This window comes from Nocardioides candidus (assembly GCF_041321175.1).
GTDB lineage: Bacteria > Actinomycetota > Actinomycetes > Propionibacteriales > Nocardioidaceae > Nocardioides.
On sequence record NZ_JBGGWC010000006.1, the window covers coordinates 57,288 to 78,783 of the forward strand.

A 21,496-nucleotide genomic window follows, 5' to 3' on the forward strand; every position below is an offset into this window, starting at 1 on the left:
GATGCTCTTTACTCGGCCCCATGAAGCCTGCACTCGTCGCCGCCGCACTCGCTCCTCTTCTCCTCCTCGGAGCGTGCGGCGGGGACGACGGCTCCGACGACGCGGGCACGACGCCCGAGGCCTCCCCCAGCTCGACGCTCTCGGCCGAGCAGCAGGCGGTCGAGGACGTGCTGGTGCAGTCGTTGCTCGACCCCGACTGCACGCTGTTGACCGACGACTACCTGGTGAAGCTCTCGCTCTTCAGCGACGCGACGTCCGAGGAGGCGTGCGACCAGCGGAAGACCGGGTGGGTCCAGCCGCAGTTCACCAAGGACGACATCCTCGTGTCGAACGTCCAGGTCACCGGCGACACCGCGACGGCGGTCGTGGGGTCGCGGTACATCAACATCACCACGACCTACCGGCTCACCGACGTCGACGGCACCTGGAAGGTCAGCTGCGACGACTTCACCTGCGACGACCTCGAGGCCCAGTCACCGGCAAGCTAGTCACCTGAAGTCTCGTGACGACTGCCGTGCCTGGAGCGCCGAGCCGGCGCCGGGCACCAGCACGTCGAGCGGCTCGACCTTGTCGGCCACCAGGTTGACCACGCCGTCAGTGCGCTCGACCTTGCCGCGGATGATCACCGCGACCCGGTTGCGGGCCGCCTGGCGGTGCGCCTTCATCACGCCGACCGAGCAGACCACGTTGAGCATTCCGGTCTCGTCCTCGAGGTTGAGGAACGTGATGCCCATCGCCGTGCCCGGTCGCTGGCGATGGGTGATGAGGCCGGCGACGTGGACCCGGCGGCCGGGCTCGGTGCGCCACAGGGTGGTGATCGGCAAGATGCCCGCAGCGTCGAGGTCGGCGCGCAGGTGCTCGATCGGGTGCCGCTCCGGCGAGATCCGCGTGGCCCACAGGTCGGCCAGGGTCAGCTCCTCGTCGCTCATCCCCGGCAGCGTCGGCGGCGGCGGGGCAGGCGTGCTGCCGGGCAGCTGGGAGTCGGACTCGGCGTAGCCCGACATCCACAGCGCCTGCCGCCGGTCGAGCCCGAAACCGTCGAACGCCCCCGCCGTCGCCAGTGCCTCGAGCTGGGCGGAGGTCAGTCCCGCACGGCGGGAGAGGTCGGTGATGTCGGCGTACGGCGCCTCCGCCCGCACCGCGACGATGCGCTCGGCCAGGTCCTTGCCGATCCCCCGCACCGAGTCGAGCCCGAGACGCACGGCAAGGCTGCCGTCGTAGCGGTGCTTGTCGTCGACCGGGTCGCAGGCCTCCAGGTCGGCCTTGGCCTGCGACAGGTGGATGTCGGGTCTCAGCACGCTCACCCCGTGGCGGCGGGCGTCTGCGGTCAGCGACTGCGGCGAGTAGAAGCCCATCGGCTGGTTGCGCAGCAACCCGGCGAGGAACGCCGCGGGATAGTGCAGCTTGAACCACGACGAGGCGTAGACCAGCAGCGCGAAGCTGAGGGCGTGCGACTCGGCGAAGCCGAAGTTGGCGAAGGACAGGATCTTCACGTAGATCCCGTCGGCCTTGTCGCCGGTGATGCCCCTGCGGGCCATCCCGGCGTAGAGCTTCTCCTTGACCTTCTCGATGCGCTCGACACCGCGCTTGGAGCCCATCGCGCGGCGCAGCAGGTCCGCGTCGTCGCGGGTGCAGTCGCCGAGGGTGACCGCCATCGCCATCAGCTGCTCCTGGAAGAGAGGCACACCCAGGGTGCGGCCGAGCACCGGCTCGAGCGAGGGATGGTCGTAGGTGACCGGTTCCTTGCCCATCGCCCGGCGGATGTAGGGGTGGACGGCACCACCCTGGATCGGCCCCGGACGGATCAGGGCGATCTCGATGGCGAGGTCGTAGAAGCTGCGCGGCTTGAGCCGGGGCAGGGTGCCGATCTGCGCGCGGCTCTCCACCTGGAAGACGCCGATGGAGTCGGCACGGCAGAGCATGTCGTAGACCGCCGGCTCCTCCTTCGGGATGGTCTCCAGCGCCCACCGCGTGCCGAGGTGCTGCTCGATGAGCCGCATCATGTGGTCGAGCGCGCCGAGCATGCCGAGCCCGAGCAGGTCGAACTTCACCAGCCCCATCGACTCGCAGCCGTCCTTGTCCCACTGCAGCACGGTGCGACCGGGCATCCGGGCGCGCTCGATCGGGCAGACCTCGCCGATCGGCCGCTCGGTGAGGACCATGCCGCCGGAGTGGATGCCGAGGTGGCGCGGCGCCGAGAGCAGCTCCTCGGCGAGCGCGACCACGGGCGGCGGGATCTGCGACTCCGTCTCCACCGCGCTCGACCACCCGTCGACGGACTTCGACCACGCGTCCTGCTGCCCGGTGGAGAAACCGAGCGCCTTGGCTGCGTCGCGGACCGCCATCCGTGGCCGGTAGCTGACGATGTTGCACACCTGCGCCGCGTTGCGCCTCCCGTAGGTCTCGTAGACCCACTGGATGACCTCCTCGCGTCGGTCGGAGTCGAAGTCGACGTCGATGTCGGGCTCCTCCTCGCGGTGCTCGGAGATGAACCGCTCGAAGGGGAGCCGGAAGTAGACCGAGTCGATCGCGGTGATGCCGAGCGCGTAGCAGACCGCGGAGCTCGCGGCGGAGCCCCTGCCCTGGCAGAGGATCCCCCGGTCGCGGGCGAACCGCACGATGTCGTGGACGATCACGAAGTAGCCGGCGAAGTCCTTGCGCAGGATCACGTCGAGCTCGGCCTCGATGCGTGCTCGCGCCTGGTGCTCGAGGTCGGTGCCGGCGTACCTCTCCTCGAAGCCGCGCTCGGTCAGGACCCGCAGCCACGAGCCCGGCGTGTGCCCCTCGGGGATCCCCCGCTTGGGCAGACGTGGCGAGGCCTTGCGGAGGTCGAAGGCCAGCTCCTGGGCGAGCGTGACGGTGTGGGAGACCGCCCCGGGGAAGCGACCGTAGAGCTGCATCATCTCGGCACCGCTGCGCAGGTGGGCGGAGCCCGAGAGGTCGAGCCAGCCGTCGAGCTCGGCGATGCTGCGCCTGGCCCGGATCGCCGCCATCGCGGCAGCCAGGCGGCGTTTGGCCGGGGTGGCGTGGTGGATGTTGCCGGTCGCGACGAGCTGGAGACCACGTGAGCGGGCGAGGGAGGCCAGCGCGTCGTGCGTGAGGTCGTCGCCGGGCTTGCCGTGCCCGTTGAGCTCGACGACCACGTGGTCGCGACCGAACCGGGCGACCAGGTCGTCGACCTCCTCCGCCGTGCGCTGCCCCTTGCGGCACCCCGTGAGCACGACCCAGTGGTCGCGTCCGAGATCGGTCAGCTCGTCGAGGTCGTACGACGGCCGCCCCTTCTCGTCGCCGCGCAGGTGTGCCTCGGTCATCGCCCCGGCCAGGCGGTGGTAGCCCTCCACCCCCCTGGCCAGCACCAGGAGGTGGCGGCCCTCGGGGTCGGGCACGCCGTTCTGCGGGCCGGTGAGGCCGAGGGAGAGCTCGGCGCCGTAGACGGTCGGCATCCCGTAGGCCGCACTCGCCTCGGCGAAGAGCGGCGCCCCCGCGAAGTTGTCGTGGTCGGTGATGGCCAACGCGTTCAGACCGAGACGGCTCCCCTCGGCGACCAGGTCGGCGGGGCTGCTCGCCCCGTCGAGGAAGCTGAAGTGGCTGTGGCAGTGCAGCTCGGCGTAGGGCACCACGGTCTCGGGGCGCTCGACGTCGTGGACCTCGATGGTGGGTCGCTTGCGGCGCGACACCGGCGCGTCCTCGATGCCTGGCCTGCGCCCGGACAGCCGACGCTCGATCTCCCGCCACGGGACCGGCGGGTTGCTCCATCCCATGGCGGTCTCAGGCGACCAGGGTGTAGACGCCGGGCCGTTCTCTCACCCAGCGTGGTTCGCGCCAGCCCATCGGTGGCGAGGCCGTGCTCCGGTAGCGGTGGCCGGTGGGAGTGATCGTCTCCACCGCGTGGCGCAGGTCGTCGACGGCTTCATGCCGCCAGCCCGGCACCTCCTTCGCGAGGTTGCACGCCTCGCAGAGCCCTTGCCCGTTGTCGGCGTCCGTCGCGCCCCCGGCGGACACCGGCACCACGTGGTCGCGGTGCCGGACCGGGGCGCTGCAGTAGGGCGTGCGGCAGATGCCGAGGTCGCGCTGGGCGACGAGCTCGGCCAGGCCGTCGGCGTAGAACCGCTGCTTGCTGGTCATCGCCACCAGCCGGCCGCCGTGGTCGACGTAGAGCCGGCGGACCAGCGCGTCGACCTGCGAGGTCAGGGCGCGCCCCAGCAGCAACCGCGCGATCTCGGCGGGCACCAGCTCCGGCGCCACTCCGTCGGCGCCGACCTCTGCCGGCCGGTGACCGCCGAGCAAGGTGGCGTCCGACATCGTGAGGTTGACCAGCACCGGCATCGGTGGCGGCGCATCGTCGACCAGGTCGGCACCGGTGACCCGGGCGACAAGCAGGTCGGCCATCAGCTGACCGCGGCTGCGAGGGTCGCCCTTCGCCCGGAGGGCGTCGGCGTCACGAACCAGAGCGGCGTGGACCGAGACGCCCTGGGCGACGGGGAGCAGCCCGGTCAGGTAGGTCATCGTGTCGGGCGCCGGTCGCACGCTCACGTGACGGTCCTTCTCGGCGTTGCTCGCGCGTCGTGCGACGGCGGCCGGGTCGAGCTCGTAGGCGAGCTTCTTCGCCCGCGCCACGAGATGCCGGGTGCCGAGCCCGACGAGCGCTGCCGGGTCGGCGCACAGCTCCTCGTCGACGAACGCCCGCTCCTCGGCCGTCAGGCAGGCGGTCTCGCGGACCAGGAGGATCGCGCGGAACTCGTTGAGCGTGCCGTCCGACAGCCGGGCGCGGGTGTGGGGCATCTCGTGGTGCAGCACCTTCGCAAGGCCGAGGAGGGTCTGCCCGCGGTGCGGCGACTCTCGTCGGGCCAACGCGATCTCGCGCGCCACTCCCCTGCCCTGCCGTCGGGACGAGACGCCCTGCTCCGACTCGACCTTGCGCCGAGCGGCGTCGTGGGCCACGGTGGCCTCACCCTGGATCGCGCACAGCGCCGACTTCATCCGCTCGAGACCGTCGACGAGGTCGACCAGCGCAGCGGGATCCTGCGGCAACCCGCCACTGAGCAGCGCGGAGGTCAGGTCGCCGACCTGGTCCGCGGTGAGCTGGGTGGTTGCCATGCACCCATTCTATCGAACACGTGTTCGAACACAAGCCCGGAGCCGCACCCTGTGGAATCCTGGCCCGGTGACCTCGGACCTCGACCGTGAGCGCGCCAAGGAGCACGGCTTCGACCGGTTCCGTCGCATCGACCTCGCCTTCCAACGCGGTGAGATCACCCAGGGCCAGTGGCACGACGAGGTGCGGGCGGTCGTCGAGCCCGTCTACCTCGACGCCGAGACCGAGCAGATGGGCTCGGGCCATGCCGGCACCGCCGAGGAGTGGCGCGCCTCCCGCGGCATGGTCCTCCACGCCGTCGACCGACCGGGCAGCTTCCTGGACGTCGGGTGCGCCAACGGCCTCCTCATGGCGTCGGTCGCGACCTGGTCGGGCGAGCGCGGCCTGAGCATCGAGCCCTACGGCGTCGAGATCTCCCCGCCCATCGCCGCGCTCGCCCGGGCGCGCTACCCGCAGTGGCACGACCGCATCTGGACGGCCAACGCCGCGCACTGGCAGCCGCCGATGCGGTTCGACTACGTGCGGACCGGGCTCGAGTACGTCCCGTCCACCCGGCGCGAGGCCTACGTCCGGCATCTTCTCGACCACGTCGTCACCCCCGGTGGCCGGCTCGTCGTCGGCAAGAACAACGAGGACCGCGGCCGGTCGGCGATCGCCGACGACCTCCGAGCCTGGGGCTTCTCAGCCGTCACCGAGGTCCGCGGTCCGCACGCCCACCCGGACGTGGAGATGTCCGTGGTGTGGTTCGACAACAGGTGACAGGGCCGGTTGAGCACTGCGACGGATGAACCACCGTCCGAGGGATACCTCCTCTCCGGAGCGCTCGACCCGAGGAGACGAGAATGACCGACCAACCGTCGCATCGCCGCCCTACGCCCGTCGCCGAGCCTCCCGACCCCTCACCCGGCGGCCCCAACGCCATCCCCGGCGTGGGCGGGGACGGGCCCTACTCGCGGGTGCCGCGCGACCTCGACCCCGATCTCAACCCGGCGACCGACGACCAGCTGCCCGACGAGACGAAGGAGGGCGAGGACACCGAAACCGAGGCGACCCAGGAGGGCGAGACCTCGGAGGCGGAGTCCGAACCGACCGCCTGACCCGCACCGGCATCAGCCCGCCGCGATCTCCTCGAAGACCGCCGGGTCGGCGTCCCACTCCGAGCCCGGCCGGGGCCAGTGGAGCGCGACGTCGGTGATGCCGATCTCGGCGTAGCGACCGGCCAGGTCGTCGTACGCCTGCCGCGAGGCCAGCCACGGCTCGTCGGTGAAGCCGGTCAGCAGCAGTCGCGGCATCGTGGCGACGTCGCGGCCCGCGTCGGCGCACGCGTCGGCCAGGCGCGCGAGCCGCTCGCGCACCTCGGCGTACGGCGTCTCGCTGATCGGGTTGGCGATCCAGCCCTGGCCGTGCCGCGCCGCCAGGCGCAGGCCGCGCGGTCCGTTGCCGGCGATCCAGAAGGGTGGTCGGTGCTGCACCAGGCCGGGCGAGACGGTGACGCCGCGCATCGACCAGTGCTGCCCGGTGGCCGACACCGCCGCGCCGGTGAGCAGCAGGTCGAGCTGGTCGACCCACTCCTCGAACCGGTCGGCACGCTCGCGGGGGCTCCACTCGCGGTCGAGCACGTCGCCGTCGGAGGTGTGCTCGGTGCCGCCGGCGCCGATGCCGAGGGTGAGTCGTCCGCCGGAGATCCGGTCGATCGTGCGGATCGCCGACGCGGTCGGGACGGGGGTGCGGAAGTTCGGGGAGGTGACCAGCGTGCCGAGCCGGACACGCGAGGTGACGGCCGCGGCAGCAGCCAGGGAGGCGTAGGCGTCGTCCCACGGGGTGTGGCCGCGCCAGGCCAGGTGGTCGTAGATCCAGGCGCCCTCGAAGCCGAGCTCCTCGGTGCGCCGCCAGGTCCGTGCCATCTCTGGCCAGTCGTGGATCGGCCAGACGATCGCGTGACGCCTCAGCTGCATGGCTCGCACAGTAGTCGTGCCCGCCCTCAGTCGTAGCCCGCCTCCGCTTCCCAGCCGCTCGCCCGCCAGACCAGCAGCCAGGCACGTCCGTCGACGCCGACGACCTGGAACCGCGCCGACCGGCCAGCACCTCCCTCGGCCAGCCACCACGCCTCGTCGACCGGCCAGGGTCCGGCCCAGCTGGCCACCGGCGTCCACCGGTGTCCCTCGTGACCGGCGACGTCGGAGGACGCGAGGATCCGGTAGCGCCACGGCTCGCCGGTCACGGCTCCGCGCTCGGTGACCGCCACGGTCCGCCCCGACTCGTCGACGACCTCCGCGCCCAACGGGGTCGGGAAGACCCGCGACGGCGCCGGGCCGGGGATCTGCCCGGGCCAGGGGCGGTCCAGCGGCCGCAGGCCGACGGGGCGCTCGCCCCAGGCGACGCTCGCCTGCCGGTCGGCGACGCTCCGCCCGCCCTGCAGCACCGGCGTGCGCACTGCGTCGAAGCCGATCATCGCCTGGACCCGTGCCACGCCCCGCGTCACCTGCTCGTCGGCGCCGCCGCCCCACAGCCCCTCCGCGTGGTCCTCGGCCGGCTCGACGGTCTCGGGGAGGAAGCGCACCCGCTCGACCGGCGCCCGCACCGATCCTGGGTCGCGCCGGCTGCGCAGCCCCGATGTCGCCAGTCCCGCCTGCAGCTGCCAGTGCACCCGGTCGACGAGGTCGCGCGAGGTGAAGCAGCGCGGGTGCATCCAGGTGCGCGCCGACGTGACGACACCGTCGGCCTCCGCCTCGATGCGTACGGCGACCGCCACCAGCTGCCGCTCGGCCAATCCCTGCACGAACCTCTCCGCGGTGGTGCGGACGCTGAAGCACACCGCCTCTGCCGACTCCAGCGGCGGCTCGAAACCGATCTCGCAGGCCAGCTCCGGCGGTGGCTGGCGGGAGCCGAGGGTGGTCGCCACCCCACCCCTGGCGCGCTGCCAGACGCTCAGCCCGAACCCTCCGAACCGGTTGCTCACCTCCGAGCGGGACAGCTGGGCGAAGTCGCCGAGCGTGGGCAGCCCGAGCCGCCGGAGGAGGTCGGCCAGCTCCCGGCCGTCCTCGCCACCGTCCACGGCATCGGCGAGGACCCGCACCGGGAGCGCCTGCACGAAAGCGGCCGAGCCGCCGGTCGGCACGACCACGCAGTCCTGCACCTCGGCCTGCCGCGCTGCCTGCTCGGCGGTGAAGAGGTCGTCGGCGACGCCGAACCGGCAGTCCCACACCCCGGCGTCGACGAGGTGCTGGGCGAGGAGTGCCGCCGCGTGGCGCTCGCCGCCGAAGTAGCGCCCCGGAGCCGGCACGGCGAGGAGGCCCGGCCGGATCGGAGCCACCCCGGGCCGCAGGTCCTCGACGGTGGCGAGCACCGGCTCGAAGTAGCGGACGTCGCGCTCGGGGTTGGCGGGGAGGAGCACGAGCTCCGGGCAGCGCGACTGGGCGTCACGACGGCGGTGCCCGCGTCGTACGCCCTCGGCGCGCGCAGCGGCGTTGCACACCTCGACCACGTTGTTGCTCAGCACCGCGGCCGGCTCGTCGCCCGCGCGCACCGGGGAGTCGGCCGCCTCGGCCAGCTCGAACAGCCCGGCCGTGACCGACCAGTCGGGGCACCAGGCAACGAGCACCCTCATGGCGTGCTCATGGGAGGACGAGGTCGTGGGCCGACCTCCGGGCGCCGCGGGTGACCGCGACCCGCAGCTCACGCCGGTCGAGACGACCGCGGCCACGATCCACCCCCGTCCAGTGCGCCTGCTCGGCGCTCACCCGCGCCTCGACGCGGGGCCACTCGCCCCAGACGACCAGCACCGAGGACCGCGCCCGGAGCCGGGCGTCGAGCACCGACGCCGACTTCGCGTCGACCCTCCCGTTGGGCTTGAGCACGACGACCTTGAGCACGTCGACGAGCGCGGCGACCACCTCGAGCCAGAGCTCGCCCGGCTCGGGCACCAGGACGGTCCGGCGCAGGTCGATGCCCCACTGCGCGGCGGCCTCGGCCCCGAAGTCGCCCCAGCCGGCGAACCCGACCCACTCCCCTGCACGCGACGCACCGGAGGCGAGACCGAGGGCGAGGGTGGCGGAGTCGACGGCGTAGCTCGTGCCCGTGCGCAGCTGCACCAGCCCCTCGAGCGAGGGGTGCACCGGCACCGTCAGCCGGGTCGGACCGCCCTGGAGGGACTCGATCCTCCGCTGCAGCGCTGCCACGACGTCGTCCGGCGCCCCTGACGGGGACGGCCGGACGACCTCAAGCGGTTGCGCACTCACTCACCCATGTTCGAACATCTGTTCGAACAAATCAAGAGCGTCTCAACGCTTGCGCTTCTCCCGCGGCCGCACCTGCAGCTGGATCGGCGTGCCCACGAAGCCGAACTCCTCGCGCAGCCTCCGCTCGATGTAGCGCTCGTAGCCCGCGTCGAGCTTGCCGGAGGTGAAGAGCACGAAGGTCGGCGGGGACGTGGTGGCCTGGGTGCCGAACAGCACCTTCGGCTGCTTGCCGCTGCGCACCGGGTGCGGGTGCTCAGCCACGAGCCGCCCCAGGAACGCGTTGAGCGCGCCGGTCGAGACCCGCGTCTCCCAGCCCTCGAGCGCCTTGTCGATGGCCGGCACCAACCGGTCGATGTGCCACCCCGTGCGCGCGGTGATGTTGATGCGCGGCGCCCACTGCACCTGCACGAGGTCGCGCTCGATCTCGCGGTCGAGGTAGTAGCGACGCTCCTCGTCGACCAGGTCCCACTTGTTGAACGCGATCACGAGGGCACGGCCCGACTCGCGCACCGCCTGCAGGATCCGCACGTCCTGCTCGGCGATCGACTCCTGGCCGTCCAGGACGAGCACGCACACCTCAGCGCGCTCGATCGCGGTAGAGGTGCGGAGCCAGGCGTAGTACTCGTGGCCCGAGGCCTCCTTGACCCGCTTCCGGATGCCCGCGGTGTCGACGAAGCGCCACTGCCGTCCGCCCAGCTCGACGAGCTCGTCGACCGGGTCGACGGTGGTGCCGGCGACGTTGTCCACGACCACGCGCTCCTCCCCCGCCAGCTTGTTGAGCAGCGACGACTTGCCGACGTTGGGCCGGCCGACGATCGCGACGCGACGCGGGCCGCCCAGCTCCTTCTCGGTGACCGGCGGCGGCTCCGGCAGCACCGCGAGCACGGCGTCGAGCAGGTCGCCCGAGCCGCGACCGTGCAGCGCGGAGACCACGTAGGGCTCCCCGAGCCCCAGGTTCCACAGCGCGTACGCCTCGGCCTCGGCGCGCTCGTCGTCGACCTTGTTGGCGGCCAGCACGACGGGCTTGCCCGACTTGCGGAGGATCTTCACGACCTCCTCGTCGGCATCGGTGATGCCGACGGTCGCGTCGACCACGAAGAGCGTCGCGTCCGCCAGGGAGACGGCGATCTCGGCCTGGGCGGCGATCCGTTCGGCGAGCCCGCGCGCGTCGGGGTCCCAGCCGCCGGTGTCGACCACCGTGAACGCACGGCCGTTCCACTCGGCGTCGTAGGACACCCGGTCGCGGGTCACACCGGGGATGTCCTCCACGACCGCCTCGCGGCGGCCCAGGATCCGGTTGACCAGCGTGGACTTCCCGACGTTGGGCCGGCCGACGACGGCCAGGACCGGCACCACTTCTTCACTCACAGCTCTTCCTTCATGATCGGGCCCGGCAGGCTACGGCCGTTCTCGGCCAGCGCCTCCTTCAGGCCGGCCAGCATCCGCTGGCGCAAGTCATCGGCCGTCGCGGCGACCAGGGCACGCTGTCGCGGCCACGGTACGGCGGCAACCGGCACCGGTTCTCCAACAACGATGTCGATCCGGGTCTTCCGCGCGGGCAGCGAGTTCATCCCGCCGCCCGGCTCGCGGGTGCCGAGGAACGTCAACGGCACCACCGGGGCACCCGTCACCAGCGCGAGGTAGGCGGCGCCGTGCTGGAACCGGTCGAGCTCACCGCTGCCGCGGGTGCCCTCCGGGAAGACGCCGACGGCCCCGCCGTCACGCAGGACCCGCAGGCTCAGCCGGATCGCGCGCGTGTCGGTGCGGTAGCGGTCGAGCGGGATCTGACCCGTCTGGCGGAGGAAGCCCCCCAGCCGGCCCTCGAACATCTCGATCTTCGTCAGCGCGTGCACGGGTCGCGGCGCGAAGATCGCCATCAGCGGACCGTCGATCACGCCGACGTGGTTGGCGGCCACCACCGCCGGCCCGGTGCGGGGGAACCGTTCGGGGTGGAGCACCCGGACGTCGTACCGCCGCCGGATGATCCACCGCGACAGCGGGCGGCCGCCGTGGAGCAGCCAGCGGTGCGGGTGCCGGACGACGTCGCTGCGCGGCCGCTCCCCGTGAGCGGCGCGGTTCATGCGTCCGCCGGTGCCGTCGCGAGGCCGACGACCAGGTCGACGACCTCGTCGAGGGTCAGGTCGGTGGAGTCGACGTGGACCGCGCCGTCGGGCATGGTCAGTGGCGCCACGGCGCGCGAGGAGTCGATGCGATCGCGGTTGAGCAGCGACTCCCGGGTCGCCGTCACGTCGCTCGAGCCCGCCTCGGCCGCGCGGCGCGCGGCGCGGGCGGCGGGGTCGGCGGTCAGGTAGACCTTGAGGCCGGCATCCGGCCAGACGACCGAACCGATGTCGCGGCCCTCGACCACGATGCCGCCGCCGTCGATGATCGAGCGCTGCAGGTCGACCAAGCGGCTCCGCACGGCCGGCACCGCGCTCACCGGCGAGACCGCAGCGTTGACCGCGTCGCTGCGGATCTCGGTCGAGACGTCGACGTCGTCGAGGGTGATCGTCGGGGCCAGCGGGTCGGTGCCGGACACCAGCCGGGGCGCATCGGCCCGGGCCGCGACGGCCTCCGGATCGTGCACGTCGACGTCGTGCTGCAGCATCCACCAGGCCACGGCCCGGTACATCGCGCCGGTGTCGAGGTAGCGCAGGCCGAGCCGGTCGGCGACAGCGCGACAGGTGCTCGACTTGCCCGAGCCCGACGTCCCGTCGACGGCTACCACGAGCGAGCCCAGCGCAGCGCTCCGATCACCTGCATCCACGGGCGACCATGCTACCGGTGAGTCACCCAACCCTTGGATTCGAGCGCGACCAGCAGCTCCTCGGCGCGGCCCTCGGCGACGTCGAGCTCCACGAGACCGACGGGGCGGCCCGGGTCGTGGTCGATGCGCACGTCCTCGATGTTGACGCCGCTCGACCCGACGTCGGCGAACAGCCGGGCGAGCTCGCCCGGATGGTCGGGTACGGCGACGTGGACCGCCGCGAGCGTCTGCACCGGACCGCCGTGCTTGCCCGGGATGGCGCGGGTGCCGGCGACCCCGTGGGCGAGCAGCGACTCCAGGCTCGCACGATCCCCGTCGGCGACCGCCTCGAGGGCGAGGTCGAGGCGGTCGCGGACCTCGCGCAGCAGGCCCGCCACGGCCTCGCTGTTGCCGCCGATGATCTGGCTGTAGAGCGTGGGGTCCCCGCCGGCCACCCGGGTGACGTCGCGGACGCCCTGGCCGGTCAGCGCGAGGTGCTCCGGCGCCGCGCCCGCAAGGGTCCCGGCGACCAGCGAGGACACCAGGTGCGGCACGTGGGACGTGCGGGCGACCGCGAGGTCGTGCTCGGAGGGCGAGAGGCGCACGGCGACCGCCCCGCACACCTGGACCAGGCGGGCGACGGTCTGGACGGCGTCGGCGGCGGAGCCGGGGTGGGGCGTGATGGCCCAGGGCCGGCCCGAGAAGAGGTCCGCCGACGCGGTGAGCGGTCCCGAGCGCTCGCTGCCCGCCATGGGGTGGCTGCCGACGTAGCGCGCCAGTGCCGGGTGCCCGGCCAGCGTGGCGAGCGGAGCCGCCTTCACGCTCCCGACGTCGGTGACCACGGTGCCCTCGCCCGCCGCGTCGAGCGCAGCGGCGATCGCGCGACCCAGGTGGTCGGGAGGCACGGCGACCACGACCAGCGCGGGGACGTCGCCGTCCTCCTTCGCCCGCCCGGCGCCGAGGCCCGACGCCGTCCGCAGGTGCTCGGGCGAGGTGTCGTTCAGGAGCACGTCGAGACCTGCCCGGCGACAGGCCAGGGCGATCGACGTGCCGATCAGTCCGGCGCCGACGACCTCCACCGGTCCCAGGTCCGCATTCACCCCGGCAGGCTATCGGGAGGGATCACTCGTCCCGGACGCGCCCACGCAGCGCCTTGGTGCGGCCCAGCTGCTTCTTGGCCTCCACCCGCCGGCGCTGCGAGGCGCGACTCGGCTTCGTCGGCCGGCGTGGTGGAGGTGGCGGGGCGACGGCCTCCCGCAGCAGGGCGACCAGGCGCTCGCGTGCCGCGACCCGGTTGCGCAGCTGCGAACGATGCTCGGACGCCACGACCGAGACCTGACCCTGCGTCAGCTCCGCGCTCAGGTTGCGGACCAGTCGCGCCCGCTGGGGCTCGGTGAACGCGGCGGACGTCCCCGGCGCGAAGAGCAGCTCGACCCGCGTGTCGCTGGTGTTGACCGACTGCCCGCCCGGACCCGAGGACCGCGAGAACCGCTCGACCAGCTCCGCCGCCGGGATCGTCGCCCCCGACGGCAGCCCCGGGGCCGGTGGCACCTGGAGGTCCTGGCCTGGTGCGGTCATGACTGGACTGTACGTCCGTCTGCCGGTGCGGCCGATCGGGTACCTCCGAGGGGCAACCCGATGATGAGAGGCGGAAGAATGACCCAGATCCAGCAGTCCATCGACGTCGACGTCCCCGTGAGCACGGCCTACAACCAGTGGACCCAGTTCGAGTCGTTCCCCGAGTTCATGTCCGGGGTGGAGTCGATCACGCAGCTCGACGACACCCGGCTGCACTGGGTGACCGACATCGCCGGTGTGGAGCGCGAGTTCGACGCCGAGATCACCGAGCAGCACCCCGACGAGCGGGTGGCCTGGGCCAGCACCAGCGGCGAGGCGAAGCACGCGGGCGTCGTGACCTTCCACAAGCTCGACGAGGACAAGTCCCGGGTGATGGTGCAGATCGACTGGGAGCCCAGCGGCATCGTGGAGAAGGTCGGCTCCGCCGTGAACCTCGACGAGCACCGCGTGAAGGGCGACCTCGAGCGGTTCAAGACCTTCATCGAGTCGCGCGGGCACGAGAGCGGCGCCTGGCGCGGCGACGTCCAGGCCTGACCGGGATCCCGCTAGAGGCCGACGGACTCCAGCAGCTGACCGAGCTCGTCGTTGGTCAGCTCACGGGTCTCGCCCGCCCTGAGCGACCCCAGCTCGACCGGGCCGAACCTGACCCGGGTCAGCTTGCGCACGGGATGACCGACGTGGTCGAGCAGCCGCCGCACGATGCGGTTGCGGCCCTCGTGGATCACCAGCTCCACGATCGACTTGCCCGCCGCCGCGTCGACGATCCGCGCTCGGCGCACCTCCACGGGGCCGTCGTCCAGCGTGACGCCGGCGAGCAGGTCGGCGATCGTGCCCCGCGCGATGCGACCGGCCACCTCGGCGACGTAGGTCTTCTCGACCTCGTAGGACGGGTGGGCCATCCGGTGCGCGAAGTCGCCGTCGTTGGTCAGCAGCAGGAGACCCGAGGTGTCGGTGTCGAGCCGGCCCACGTGGAAGAGCCGCAGCGCCGGGTCGGCCGCGAGCCGCTCGGCCACCACGTCGGTGATCGTGCGCCGTCCCTCGGGGTCGGCCATCGTCGACACCACGCCCGTCGGCTTGTTGAGCACGAGATAGACGTGGTCGCTGATCGGGGGCAGCCGCTGGCCGGACACCTTGATGACGGCCACGCGAGGGTCGACCTTCGTGCCGAGCCGGGTGACGACCTCGCCGTCGACCTCGACCTCACCGTCGAGCATCAGCTCCTCGCACTTGCGGCGCGAGGCGACGCCGGACTGGGCCAGCAGCTTCTGCAGCCGGACGAGGCCCCCGTCGTCGGTCTCGATCTCGCGGGTCACGCGTCGCCTTCAGGCGCCGGCTGGGCGTCGGGCGCCGGCTCGACCTCGGGCGCCGGCTCGACCTCGGGCGTCTCCGCCCGGGACGCGAGCTCGTCCTCCATGTCCTCGAGGTCGGGAAGGTAGGGCGCCAGCTCCGGCAGCTCGTCGAGGGAGACGACCCCGATCCGCTCGAGGAAGTACGACGTCGTGCGGTAGAGCGTCGCGCCGTGCTCGCCGTCCTGGCCGGCCTCCTCGACCAGGCCGCGGTTGACCAGCGTGCGCATCACGCCATCGACGTTGACACCACGGATCGCCGAGACCCGCGCCCGCGACACCGGCTGCTGGTAGGCGACCACCGCGAGCGTCTCGAGCGCGGCCTGGGTCAACCGGGCCTGCTGCCCGTCGAGGACGAAGGACTCCACGACCTGGGCGTACTCCTCGCGCGTGTAGAACCGCCAGCCGCCCGCGACGTTGCGCAGCTCGAAGCCGCGGCCCTGGTCGTCGTACTCCCCGGCGAGCGCAGCGAGCGCGTCGGCCACCTCGCCCTCCGGATAGCCCACGGCAGAGGCGAGGGCGCGCTGGTCGAGCGGTTCGTCGGCGACCATCAGCACCGCCTCGAGGGCGGGACGCAGCTCGGCGACGGGTACGGCGAGGACCTCGTCACTGGTCATCGGGCTTCTCCTTCTCGGGGTCCTCGGCCGGCGGTGCGCCGTCGAACTCGTCGGTGATCAGGTCGTCGACGTCGGCGTCGTCCTCGCCGGTCCAGCGGACCGTGAGCTCGCCGAGCGCGGTCACCTGCTCGAACGCGACCGCTCCCTCGCGGAAGAGCTCGAGCAGGGAGAGGAAGCGGGCGACCGTGGTCAGGGTGTCGGGCGAGTCGCCGCACAACGCCCGGAAGGTCATCGTGCCGGACCGGCGGAGCCGCTCCATCACCACTGCGGCCTGCTCGCGGACGCTGACGGCCGGAGCGTGGATGTGGTGCAGGGTCAGCTGCAGCTCCGGCTTCGGTTCGAGCGCCTTCGCGGCCAGGCCGGCGAACTGCTCCAACCCGATGCCGATCAGCACCTCGGGCAGCAGGTTGGCGAACCGTTCCTCGAGGCCGACGGCCCGCGGGTAGCGCCGCGCCTCCTCGGCGAGGCGGGTCTCGAGGACGCCGGCGATCTGCTTGTAGGCCTTGTACTGCAGCAGTCGGGCGAAGAGCAGGTCGCGCGCCTCGAGCAGCGCGAGGTCCTCCTCGTCCTCCACGTCGCCCTGCGGCAGCAGCCGCGCGGCCTTGAGGTCGAGCAGGGTCGCCGCGACGAGGAGGAAGGACGTCGTCTCCTCGAGGTCGGCGTCGCCGAGGTGCTTGACGTGCGCGATGAACTCGTCGGTGACCTGCGACAACGCGATCTCGGTGACGTCGAGCTTGTGCTTGGAGATCAGGCTCAGCAACAGGTCGAACGGACCCTCGAAGTTGTCGAGGCGCACCGCGAAGGCGCGCGGGTCGCCCGTCTCGGTGTCTGCCGTCACCGATGCATCATTGCTCACGCAGTCGCCTGACCAGCGCGGAGTCCTCCCCGTGAGCCTCGAAGTCGGCCAGCACGAGGCCGAGCGCCTCGCGCACGAGCCGTCCGCGGTCGACCGCGAGCGCGTGCTTGCCGCGCAGGTGCAGGCGCACCTGCTCGATCTCCATGAGCTCCTCGGAGGTGACGTAGACCGTCATCTTCTCGTCGTGCCGGATCCGGCCCGAGGGTCGCTTCTCCCCCGGGGTCTCGGCCTGCTCGGCGGGCGCGTCGGGCACCGCACGCACCGACGCCCGCTTCGGAGCAGGTGCGTCGACCGGCTCGTCGGGGTCTGCGGTGGGGCGGAAGAGGTCGTCGGCGGTCGGCAGGCTCACGCGTCGAGGCACCGGAGCGCCACCTCCTTCGCGAGCTGGCGGTAGGCCTCGGCGCCCGAGGAGCCCGAGGCGTACGACGTGATGGGCTCACCGGCCACGGTCGAGTCGCTGAACTTCACGGTGCGCCGGATGACGGTGTGGAAGACCTTGTCCTCCCAGGCCTGCACGAGCCGCTCGAGCACCTCGCGCCCGTGCAGGGTGCGGCCGTCGAACATGGTGCCGAGCACGCCGTCGATCTCGAGCTTGGGGTTGAGTCGCTCCTGCACCTTGTCGATGGTGTTCTTGAGCAGCGCGACACCCCGCAGCGCGAAGTACTCGCACTCCAGGGGCACGATCACCCCGTCGGAGGCCGTGAGCGCGTTGACCGTCAGGAGGCCGAGCGAGGGCTGGCAGTCGATGAGGATGACGTCGTACTGCTCGATCGCGGGCGCGAGCACGCGCTGCAGGGTCTGCTCGCGAGCGACCTCGTGCACCAGCTGCACCTCGGCGGCCGACAGGTCGATGTTGGAGGGCAGCAGGTCCATCCCGGGCACGCCGGACGGCACGACGACCTCGTCGAGCCGCGTCTGGCGGTCCATCAGGAGGTTGTAGACCGTGTGGTCCATCTCGTGCGGGTTGAGCCCGAGGCCGACGGACAGCGAGCCCTGCGGGTCGAAGTCGACCAGGAGCACCTTGCGCCCGAACTCCGCGAGGGCGGCGCCCAGGTTGATCGTGGTCGTCGTCTTGCCGACGCCGCCCTTCTGGTTGCACATCGAGATCACCCGCGCCGGACCGTGCTCGGTCACCGGCCGGGGGTCGGGCAGGACCGGCATCGGCCGTCCGGTCGGACCGAGCGGACGGTCGTCCGCCTCGGGGACCAGCTCGGCCTCGGGGACCGCCTCGGCCTCGGGCGCCGGGGCGCCGGCGAGCACCTCGGCGTCGGCCGGCGTCATCTCGGGCCGGGCGAAGGGAAGCAGGTCGGACACGGGATCCACGTCGGGGCTCCTCTCAGGAATCCTCGCCCGAGGCGGCATGTCCGGAGCACTCGAACCACTGGAGAACCCACCCATCATGGAATGTCACCTCGAAGCCGTCACGGGCAGCTTCCCCACCGCCCTGAACTGATCGTGGCTCCAGTCAACATTGTCGACACGGCGACATTGCGCAGACACTCCGCACGGATGATCGCTGGTCGAGGTAGTCGCTCCAGCGACGGTCCCCAGACCTAGAGCCGTCGCATCGCGAGGGTGCGTACGACGGCCTCCCCCGCGTCGTCCGAAGCGGCGAGGTCGACCTCGGCCTCGATCACCCAGTCGTGGTGGCCGGCCGGGTCGTGGAGGGTCTGGGTGACCCGCCACGAGGAGGCGCCGCGCTCCGCCGAGAGCAGGTCGGGGCCGCGGGCGTCACCGTCGGTGAGCACCCGGTCGTGCTCGGCGTAGTAGTCCTCGATGGCCGCGTCCCAGTCGGCTCGCGAGAAGTCCGCACCGGGCACTCCGTCCTCGAGCGCCGCCAGGGCGTCGAGGTCGTCCCTGGCCACGAGGTCGACGCGGCGCCACATCGCGTTGCGCACCATCACCTCGAAGACCCGCCCCTGCTGGGACAGCGGCCGGGGAGGGGGCGGCGGGGCGTGGTCCTTCACCTCGCGCGACGCGTGGTCCGGATCGGTGAGCGCCTCCCATTCGTCGAGCAGGGACGAGTCGACCTGGCGGATCGTCTCGCCGAGCCAGTCCACCAGCAGGTCGAGCTCCTCGGTCCGCAACGCAGCGGGCACCGTCTGGCGCACCGCTCGGTAGGCGTCGGTGAGGTAGCGCAGCACCAGTCCCTCGGAGCGCGCGACCTGGTAGCGCCCGACGAGGTCGGTGAACCCCATCCCCTGCTCCCACATCTCACGCACCACCGACTTGGGGGCGAGCGCGTCGGGCGAGAGCCAGGGGTGTCGCTCGCGGTAGGTCTCGTAGAGCGGCTCGAGCAGGTCAGCCAGCGGCTGCGGCCAGGTGACGCCCTCGATGAGCACCATCCGCTCGTCGTAGTCGACCCCCTCCGCCTTCAGCGCCGCGATCGCCTCGCCGCGCGCGGCGTGCTGCTGGGCCATCAGCAACGGACGCGGCGCCTCGAGGACCGCCTCCACCACGGACACCACGTCGAGGGTGAAGGAGTCGGAGTCCGGGTCGAGCACGTCGAGCACCGCCAGCGCGAAGTGCGACAGCGGCTGGTTGAGCGCGAAGTCCGCGGGGAGCGCCTCGGTCAGCACGTAGCGCCGCCCGTGCTGGTCCGGCTCGTCGAGCCGGGTGAGTACCTCGGAGGCGACCAGGCTCCGCGTCAGGCGCACCGCCCTCTTCGCGAGGCGCAGCTGGCTGCGCCGGTCCTCGTGGTTGTCCATCATCAACCGGCGCATGACCGCGAAGGCGTCCTCCTCGCGGGACACCACGTTGACGAGCATCGCGTTGTCGACCTTCATCTGGGACCGCAACGGCTCCGGCCGGCCCTCGACGAGCTTGTCGAAGGTCTGCTCGGTCCACACGACCGTGCCCGGCGGCGGCTTCTTCAGCTGCGCCTTCGACCCCCGCTTGGCGCGCTTCTCCTCGCTCATCGCGGCGTTCTTCGCCGCGGCCTTGGCCTTGGCCTTCTCGTTGTCGATGACGTGCTCGGGCGCCTGGACGACCACGTATCCCGCCGTGTCGAAGCCCGCCCGCCCTGCTCGGCCCGCGATCTGCAGGAACTCGCGCGACTTCAGCACGCGCTGCCGCTGGCCGTCGTACTTGGCGAGGCCGGTGAACAGCACCGTGCGGATGGGCACGTTGATACCGACCCCGAGCGTGTCGGTGCCGCAGATCACCGTCAGCAGGCCCGCCTGGGCGAGCTGCTCGACCAGCCGCCGGTAGCGGGGCAGCATCCCGGCGTGGTGCACGCCGATGCCGCGGCGCAGCAGCTTGGAGAGCGTCTTCCCGAAGCCGGCCGCGAACCGGACGTCCTCGAGCCGCGCGGCGATCTCCGCCCGGGCCTCCTTGGTGGCGTCGTGGATCGTCTTGTTGAGCAGACCGGTCGCGTGCTCGACCGCGGCGGCCTGGGTGAAGTGCACGACGTACACCGGACCCTGACCCGTCGTGACGAGCTCCTCGAGGGTCTCCTCCACCGGGTCGAGCGACCAGCGGAACGACAACGGCACCGGCCGTACGGCGTCGTCGACCACCGCGGTCTCGCGGCCGTTGCGCCGGGTGATGTCCGCAGCGAGGTCGGTGACGTCGCCGAGCGTGGCCGACATCAGCAGGTGCTGTGCCTGGGGCAGCTCGATCAGCGGCACCTGCCAGGCCCAGCCGCGCCCGGGCTCGCCGTAGAAGTGGAACTCGTCCATCACCACCAGGCCGACGTCGGCCCGCTCGCCCTCGCGCAGCGCGATGTTGGCCAGCACCTCCGCGGTGCAGCAGATGATCGGCGCATCGGCGTTGACGGCGACGTCGCCGGTGAGCATGCCGACGTCGTCGGCGCCGAAGACGGCGCACAGCTCGAAGAACTTCTCGCTGACCAGGGCCTTGATCGGCGCGGTGTAGAAGCTCACCCGGTCGTCGGCGAGGGCCGCCATGTGCGCAGCGAGGGCCACCAGCGACTTCCCGGACCCCGTGGGCGTCGCCAGGATGACGTTGTTGCCCGCCAGCAGCTCCAGGACCGCCTCCTCCTGGTGCGGGTAGAGCTCGAGCCCGCGGTCGGCGACCAGCGCCATCAGCCGGTCGTAGGCGATCTCCGACGGCTCAGGCATCGCGCGCCCGGGGGTGCGCGGTCGCGAAGACCTCGCGGAGGTTGTCGACGGTGACCAGCGTGTAGACCTGGGTCGTCGTGACGGAGGCGTGCCCCAGCAGCTCCTGCACGACACGCACGTCCGCGCCGCCGTCGAGCAGGTGGGTCGCGAACGAGTGACGCAGCGTGTGCGGCGAGACGTCCTTGGTGACGCCCGCGCGCTCGGCAGCCTTCACCAGCACCGCCCACGCGGACTGCCGCGACAGCCGGCCGCCGCGCGCGTTGAGGAAGAGGGCGGGCGTGCCGGCGCCGTCGGCGGCGAGCACCGGCCGACCCCGCACGAGGTAGGCCGAGACGGCCTCCAGCGCGTAGGAGCCGATCGGCACGATCCGCTCCTTGCTGCCCTTGCCGCGCAACAGCACGGTCGCGTCGGCGCCCTCCTCGGTGTCGACGTCGTCGACGTCGAGGCCGACCGCCTCGCTGATCCGGGCACCGGTGCCGTAGAGGACCTCCAGCAGGGCACGGTCGCGGAGCGCCAACGGGGTGCCGGGCGCGCCCGCCGCCTCGAGGATCGCCTCGACGTCGCTGAGCGGCAGCGCCTTGGGCAACCGCTTCGCCGGGCTGGGCGGCTTCACCGCGGCCGCGGGATCGGCACCGGCCAGGCCGTCTGCCACGGCGAACTTGTGGAACCCGCGGACGGCGACCACGGTGCGCGCCGCGGACGCGGCGCTCAACGGTGGGTGCGCGTCGTCGCCCTCCCGGAGCCGGACGAGGAAGTCGGTGACGGTCGCCTCGGCGATGTTGCCCAGGTCGTCGATCCCGCGCTGCCCGAGGAACTCGCGGTAGCGACGAAGGTCGCGCCGGTAGGACGACAGCGTGTTGGCCGCCAGCCCCTTCTCGATGCCGAGGTGGTCGAGGTAGGTCCGGATCGCCCGGTCGACCTGCCCGGTCGTCACGGGC

The 21,496-nt window shown here is 72.3% G+C and carries 21 protein-coding genes; 4 read left to right on the forward strand and 17 right to left on the reverse strand.

Going from position 1 to position 21,496, the window contains the following annotated elements:
* The first annotated feature begins 20 nt into the window (after positions 1 to 20).
* Positions 21 to 488: a hypothetical protein gene (locus ACAX67_RS21210; protein ID WP_370705898.1), complete on the forward strand. Its 468-nt coding sequence runs from the start codon at positions 21 to 23 to the stop codon at positions 486 to 488.
* Here ACAX67_RS21210 and ACAX67_RS21215 read toward each other — a convergent pair whose 3' ends face one another.
* Together ACAX67_RS21215 and ACAX67_RS21220 are read right to left on the reverse strand one after the other, a co-directional pair.
* Positions 489 to 3,761, reverse strand: coding sequence for an error-prone DNA polymerase (locus ACAX67_RS21215; RefSeq protein WP_370705899.1), 3,273 nt, complete (start codon positions 3,759 to 3,761; stop codon positions 489 to 491). It abuts the gene before it with no gap.
* A gap of 7 nt (positions 3,762 to 3,768) precedes the next feature.
* Positions 3,769 to 5,097, reverse strand: coding sequence for an HNH endonuclease (locus ACAX67_RS21220; protein ID WP_370705900.1), 1,329 nt, complete (start codon positions 5,095 to 5,097; stop codon positions 3,769 to 3,771).
* Between the two features lie 67 nt (positions 5,098 to 5,164).
* On the opposite strand from ACAX67_RS21220, the gene ACAX67_RS21225 reads away from it, so the two are divergent.
* Positions 5,165 to 5,854: a class I SAM-dependent methyltransferase gene (locus tag ACAX67_RS21225; RefSeq protein ID WP_370705901.1), complete on the forward strand. Its 690-nt coding sequence runs from the start codon at positions 5,165 to 5,167 to the stop codon at positions 5,852 to 5,854.
* Positions 5,855 to 5,937: 83 nt separating this feature from the next.
* Positions 5,938 to 6,192, forward strand: coding sequence for a hypothetical protein (locus tag ACAX67_RS21230; protein ID WP_370705902.1), 255 nt, complete (start codon positions 5,938 to 5,940; stop codon positions 6,190 to 6,192).
* 12 nt (positions 6,193 to 6,204) lie between these two features.
* Here ACAX67_RS21230 and ACAX67_RS21235 read toward each other — a convergent pair whose 3' ends face one another.
* From ACAX67_RS21235 to arfB, 8 genes are read right to left on the reverse strand one after another with little or no spacing between them, the layout of a single operon-like run.
* Positions 6,205 to 7,050, reverse strand: coding sequence for an LLM class flavin-dependent oxidoreductase (locus tag ACAX67_RS21235; RefSeq protein ID WP_370705903.1), 846 nt, complete (start codon positions 7,048 to 7,050; stop codon positions 6,205 to 6,207).
* Between the two features lie 26 nt (positions 7,051 to 7,076).
* Positions 7,077 to 8,702 carry a DNA polymerase Y family protein gene (locus ACAX67_RS21240; protein ID WP_370705904.1) on the reverse strand — a complete coding sequence of 542 codons (1,626 nt, stop codon included), beginning with the start codon at positions 8,700 to 8,702 and terminating at the stop codon, positions 7,077 to 7,079.
* Between the two features lie 7 nt (positions 8,703 to 8,709).
* A complete protein-coding gene (imuA', locus tag ACAX67_RS21245; protein WP_370705905.1) occupies positions 8,710 to 9,333 on the reverse strand; it encodes a DnaE2-dependent mutagenesis accessory factor ImuA' in 624 nt (207 codons plus the stop codon).
* Positions 9,334 to 9,375: 42 nt separating this feature from the next.
* Entirely contained in the window at positions 9,376 to 10,701 is a 1,326-nt protein-coding gene (gene der, locus ACAX67_RS21250) for a ribosome biogenesis GTPase Der (RefSeq protein ID WP_370705906.1), read from the reverse strand.
* Positions 10,698 to 11,414 (reverse strand): lysophospholipid acyltransferase family protein, encoded by a 717-nt coding sequence (locus ACAX67_RS21255; RefSeq protein WP_370705907.1) that lies wholly within the window; start codon positions 11,412 to 11,414, stop codon positions 10,698 to 10,700. The genes der and ACAX67_RS21255 overlap by 4 nt, the downstream gene beginning before the upstream one ends.
* Entirely contained in the window at positions 11,411 to 12,100 is a 690-nt protein-coding gene (gene cmk / locus ACAX67_RS21260) for a (d)CMP kinase (protein WP_370705908.1), read from the reverse strand. The genes ACAX67_RS21255 and cmk overlap by 4 nt, the downstream gene beginning before the upstream one ends.
* 11 nt (positions 12,101 to 12,111) lie before the next feature.
* Positions 12,112 to 13,179, reverse strand: a complete 1,068-nt coding sequence (locus ACAX67_RS21265) for a prephenate dehydrogenase (protein ID WP_370705909.1) — start codon at positions 13,177 to 13,179, stop codon at positions 12,112 to 12,114.
* Between the two features lie 22 nt (positions 13,180 to 13,201).
* Positions 13,202 to 13,657, reverse strand: a complete 456-nt coding sequence (arfB, locus tag ACAX67_RS21270; protein WP_370705910.1) for an alternative ribosome rescue aminoacyl-tRNA hydrolase ArfB — start codon at positions 13,655 to 13,657, stop codon at positions 13,202 to 13,204.
* A 78-nt stretch (positions 13,658 to 13,735) separates the two neighbouring features.
* Here arfB and ACAX67_RS21275 point away from each other — a divergent pair, with 78 nt between their 5' ends.
* The gene (locus ACAX67_RS21275) at positions 13,736 to 14,191 is read left to right on the forward strand and encodes an SRPBCC family protein (protein ID WP_370705911.1); all 456 of its coding nucleotides are present in this window, start codon (positions 13,736 to 13,738) and stop codon (positions 14,189 to 14,191) included.
* A gap of 11 nt (positions 14,192 to 14,202) precedes the next feature.
* Here the strand turns inward: ACAX67_RS21275 and ACAX67_RS21280 are convergent, their stop codons facing one another.
* The 7 genes from ACAX67_RS21280 to xerD form a co-directional block, all read right to left on the reverse strand.
* Positions 14,203 to 14,970, reverse strand: coding sequence for a pseudouridine synthase (locus tag ACAX67_RS21280; RefSeq protein WP_370705912.1), 768 nt, complete (start codon positions 14,968 to 14,970; stop codon positions 14,203 to 14,205).
* Positions 14,967 to 15,620: an SMC-Scp complex subunit ScpB gene (gene scpB / locus ACAX67_RS21285; protein WP_370705913.1), complete on the reverse strand. Its 654-nt coding sequence runs from the start codon at positions 15,618 to 15,620 to the stop codon at positions 14,967 to 14,969. The genes ACAX67_RS21280 and scpB overlap by 4 nt, the downstream gene beginning before the upstream one ends.
* Positions 15,610 to 16,458: a segregation and condensation protein A gene (locus tag ACAX67_RS21290; protein ID WP_370705914.1), complete on the reverse strand. Its 849-nt coding sequence runs from the start codon at positions 16,456 to 16,458 to the stop codon at positions 15,610 to 15,612. Before ACAX67_RS21290 ends, scpB begins: the two co-directional genes overlap by 11 nt.
* Positions 16,459 to 16,465: 7 nt before the next feature.
* Positions 16,466 to 16,825, reverse strand: a complete 360-nt coding sequence (locus ACAX67_RS21295) for a hypothetical protein (RefSeq protein WP_370705915.1) — start codon at positions 16,823 to 16,825, stop codon at positions 16,466 to 16,468.
* Entirely contained in the window at positions 16,822 to 17,757 is a 936-nt protein-coding gene (locus tag ACAX67_RS21300) for a ParA family protein (protein ID WP_370705928.1), read from the reverse strand. The genes ACAX67_RS21295 and ACAX67_RS21300 overlap by 4 nt, the downstream gene beginning before the upstream one ends.
* A 272-nt stretch (positions 17,758 to 18,029) precedes the next feature.
* Positions 18,030 to 20,558, reverse strand: a complete 2,529-nt coding sequence (locus ACAX67_RS21305) for a DEAD/DEAH box helicase (RefSeq protein ID WP_370705916.1) — start codon at positions 20,556 to 20,558, stop codon at positions 18,030 to 18,032.
* On the reverse strand, positions 20,551 to 21,492 hold the full coding sequence (xerD, locus tag ACAX67_RS21310) for a site-specific tyrosine recombinase XerD (protein ID WP_370705917.1): 942 nt from the start codon (positions 21,490 to 21,492) through the stop codon (positions 20,551 to 20,553). Before xerD ends, ACAX67_RS21305 begins: the two co-directional genes overlap by 8 nt.
* Between the last annotated feature and the right edge of the window lie 4 nt (positions 21,493 to 21,496).

Bases quoted from the DNA above. Each gene is read 5' to 3' on its own strand.
- ACAX67_RS21305 (WP_370705916.1), bottom strand. From the start codon at position 20,558: ATGCCTGAGCCGTCGGAGATCGCCTACGACCGGCTGATGGCGCTGGTC.
- ACAX67_RS21300 (WP_370705928.1), bottom strand. From the start codon at position 17,757: ATGACGCCGGCCGACGCCGAGGTGCTCGCCGGCGCCCCGGCGCCCGAG.
- ACAX67_RS21235 (WP_370705903.1), bottom strand. From the start codon at position 7,050: ATGCAGCTGAGGCGTCACGCGATCGTCTGGCCGATCCACGACTGGCCA.
- ACAX67_RS21230 (WP_370705902.1), top strand. From the start codon at position 5,938: ATGACCGACCAACCGTCGCATCGCCGCCCTACGCCCGTCGCCGAGCCT.
- ACAX67_RS21220 (WP_370705900.1), bottom strand. From the start codon at position 5,097: ATGGCAACCACCCAGCTCACCGCGGACCAGGTCGGCGACCTGACCTCC.
- ACAX67_RS21210 (WP_370705898.1), top strand. From the start codon at position 21: ATGAAGCCTGCACTCGTCGCCGCCGCACTCGCTCCTCTTCTCCTCCTC.
- arfB (WP_370705910.1), bottom strand. From the start codon at position 13,657: ATGACCGCACCAGGCCAGGACCTCCAGGTGCCACCGGCCCCGGGGCTG.
- ACAX67_RS21215 (WP_370705899.1), bottom strand. From the start codon at position 3,761: ATGGGATGGAGCAACCCGCCGGTCCCGTGGCGGGAGATCGAGCGTCGG.
- ACAX67_RS21255 (WP_370705907.1), bottom strand. From the start codon at position 11,414: ATGAACCGCGCCGCTCACGGGGAGCGGCCGCGCAGCGACGTCGTCCGG.
- ACAX67_RS21275 (WP_370705911.1), top strand. From the start codon at position 13,736: ATGACCCAGATCCAGCAGTCCATCGACGTCGACGTCCCCGTGAGCACG.
- ACAX67_RS21240 (WP_370705904.1), bottom strand. From the start codon at position 8,702: ATGAGGGTGCTCGTTGCCTGGTGCCCCGACTGGTCGGTCACGGCCGGG.
- scpB (WP_370705913.1), bottom strand. From the start codon at position 15,620: ATGACCAGTGACGAGGTCCTCGCCGTACCCGTCGCCGAGCTGCGTCCC.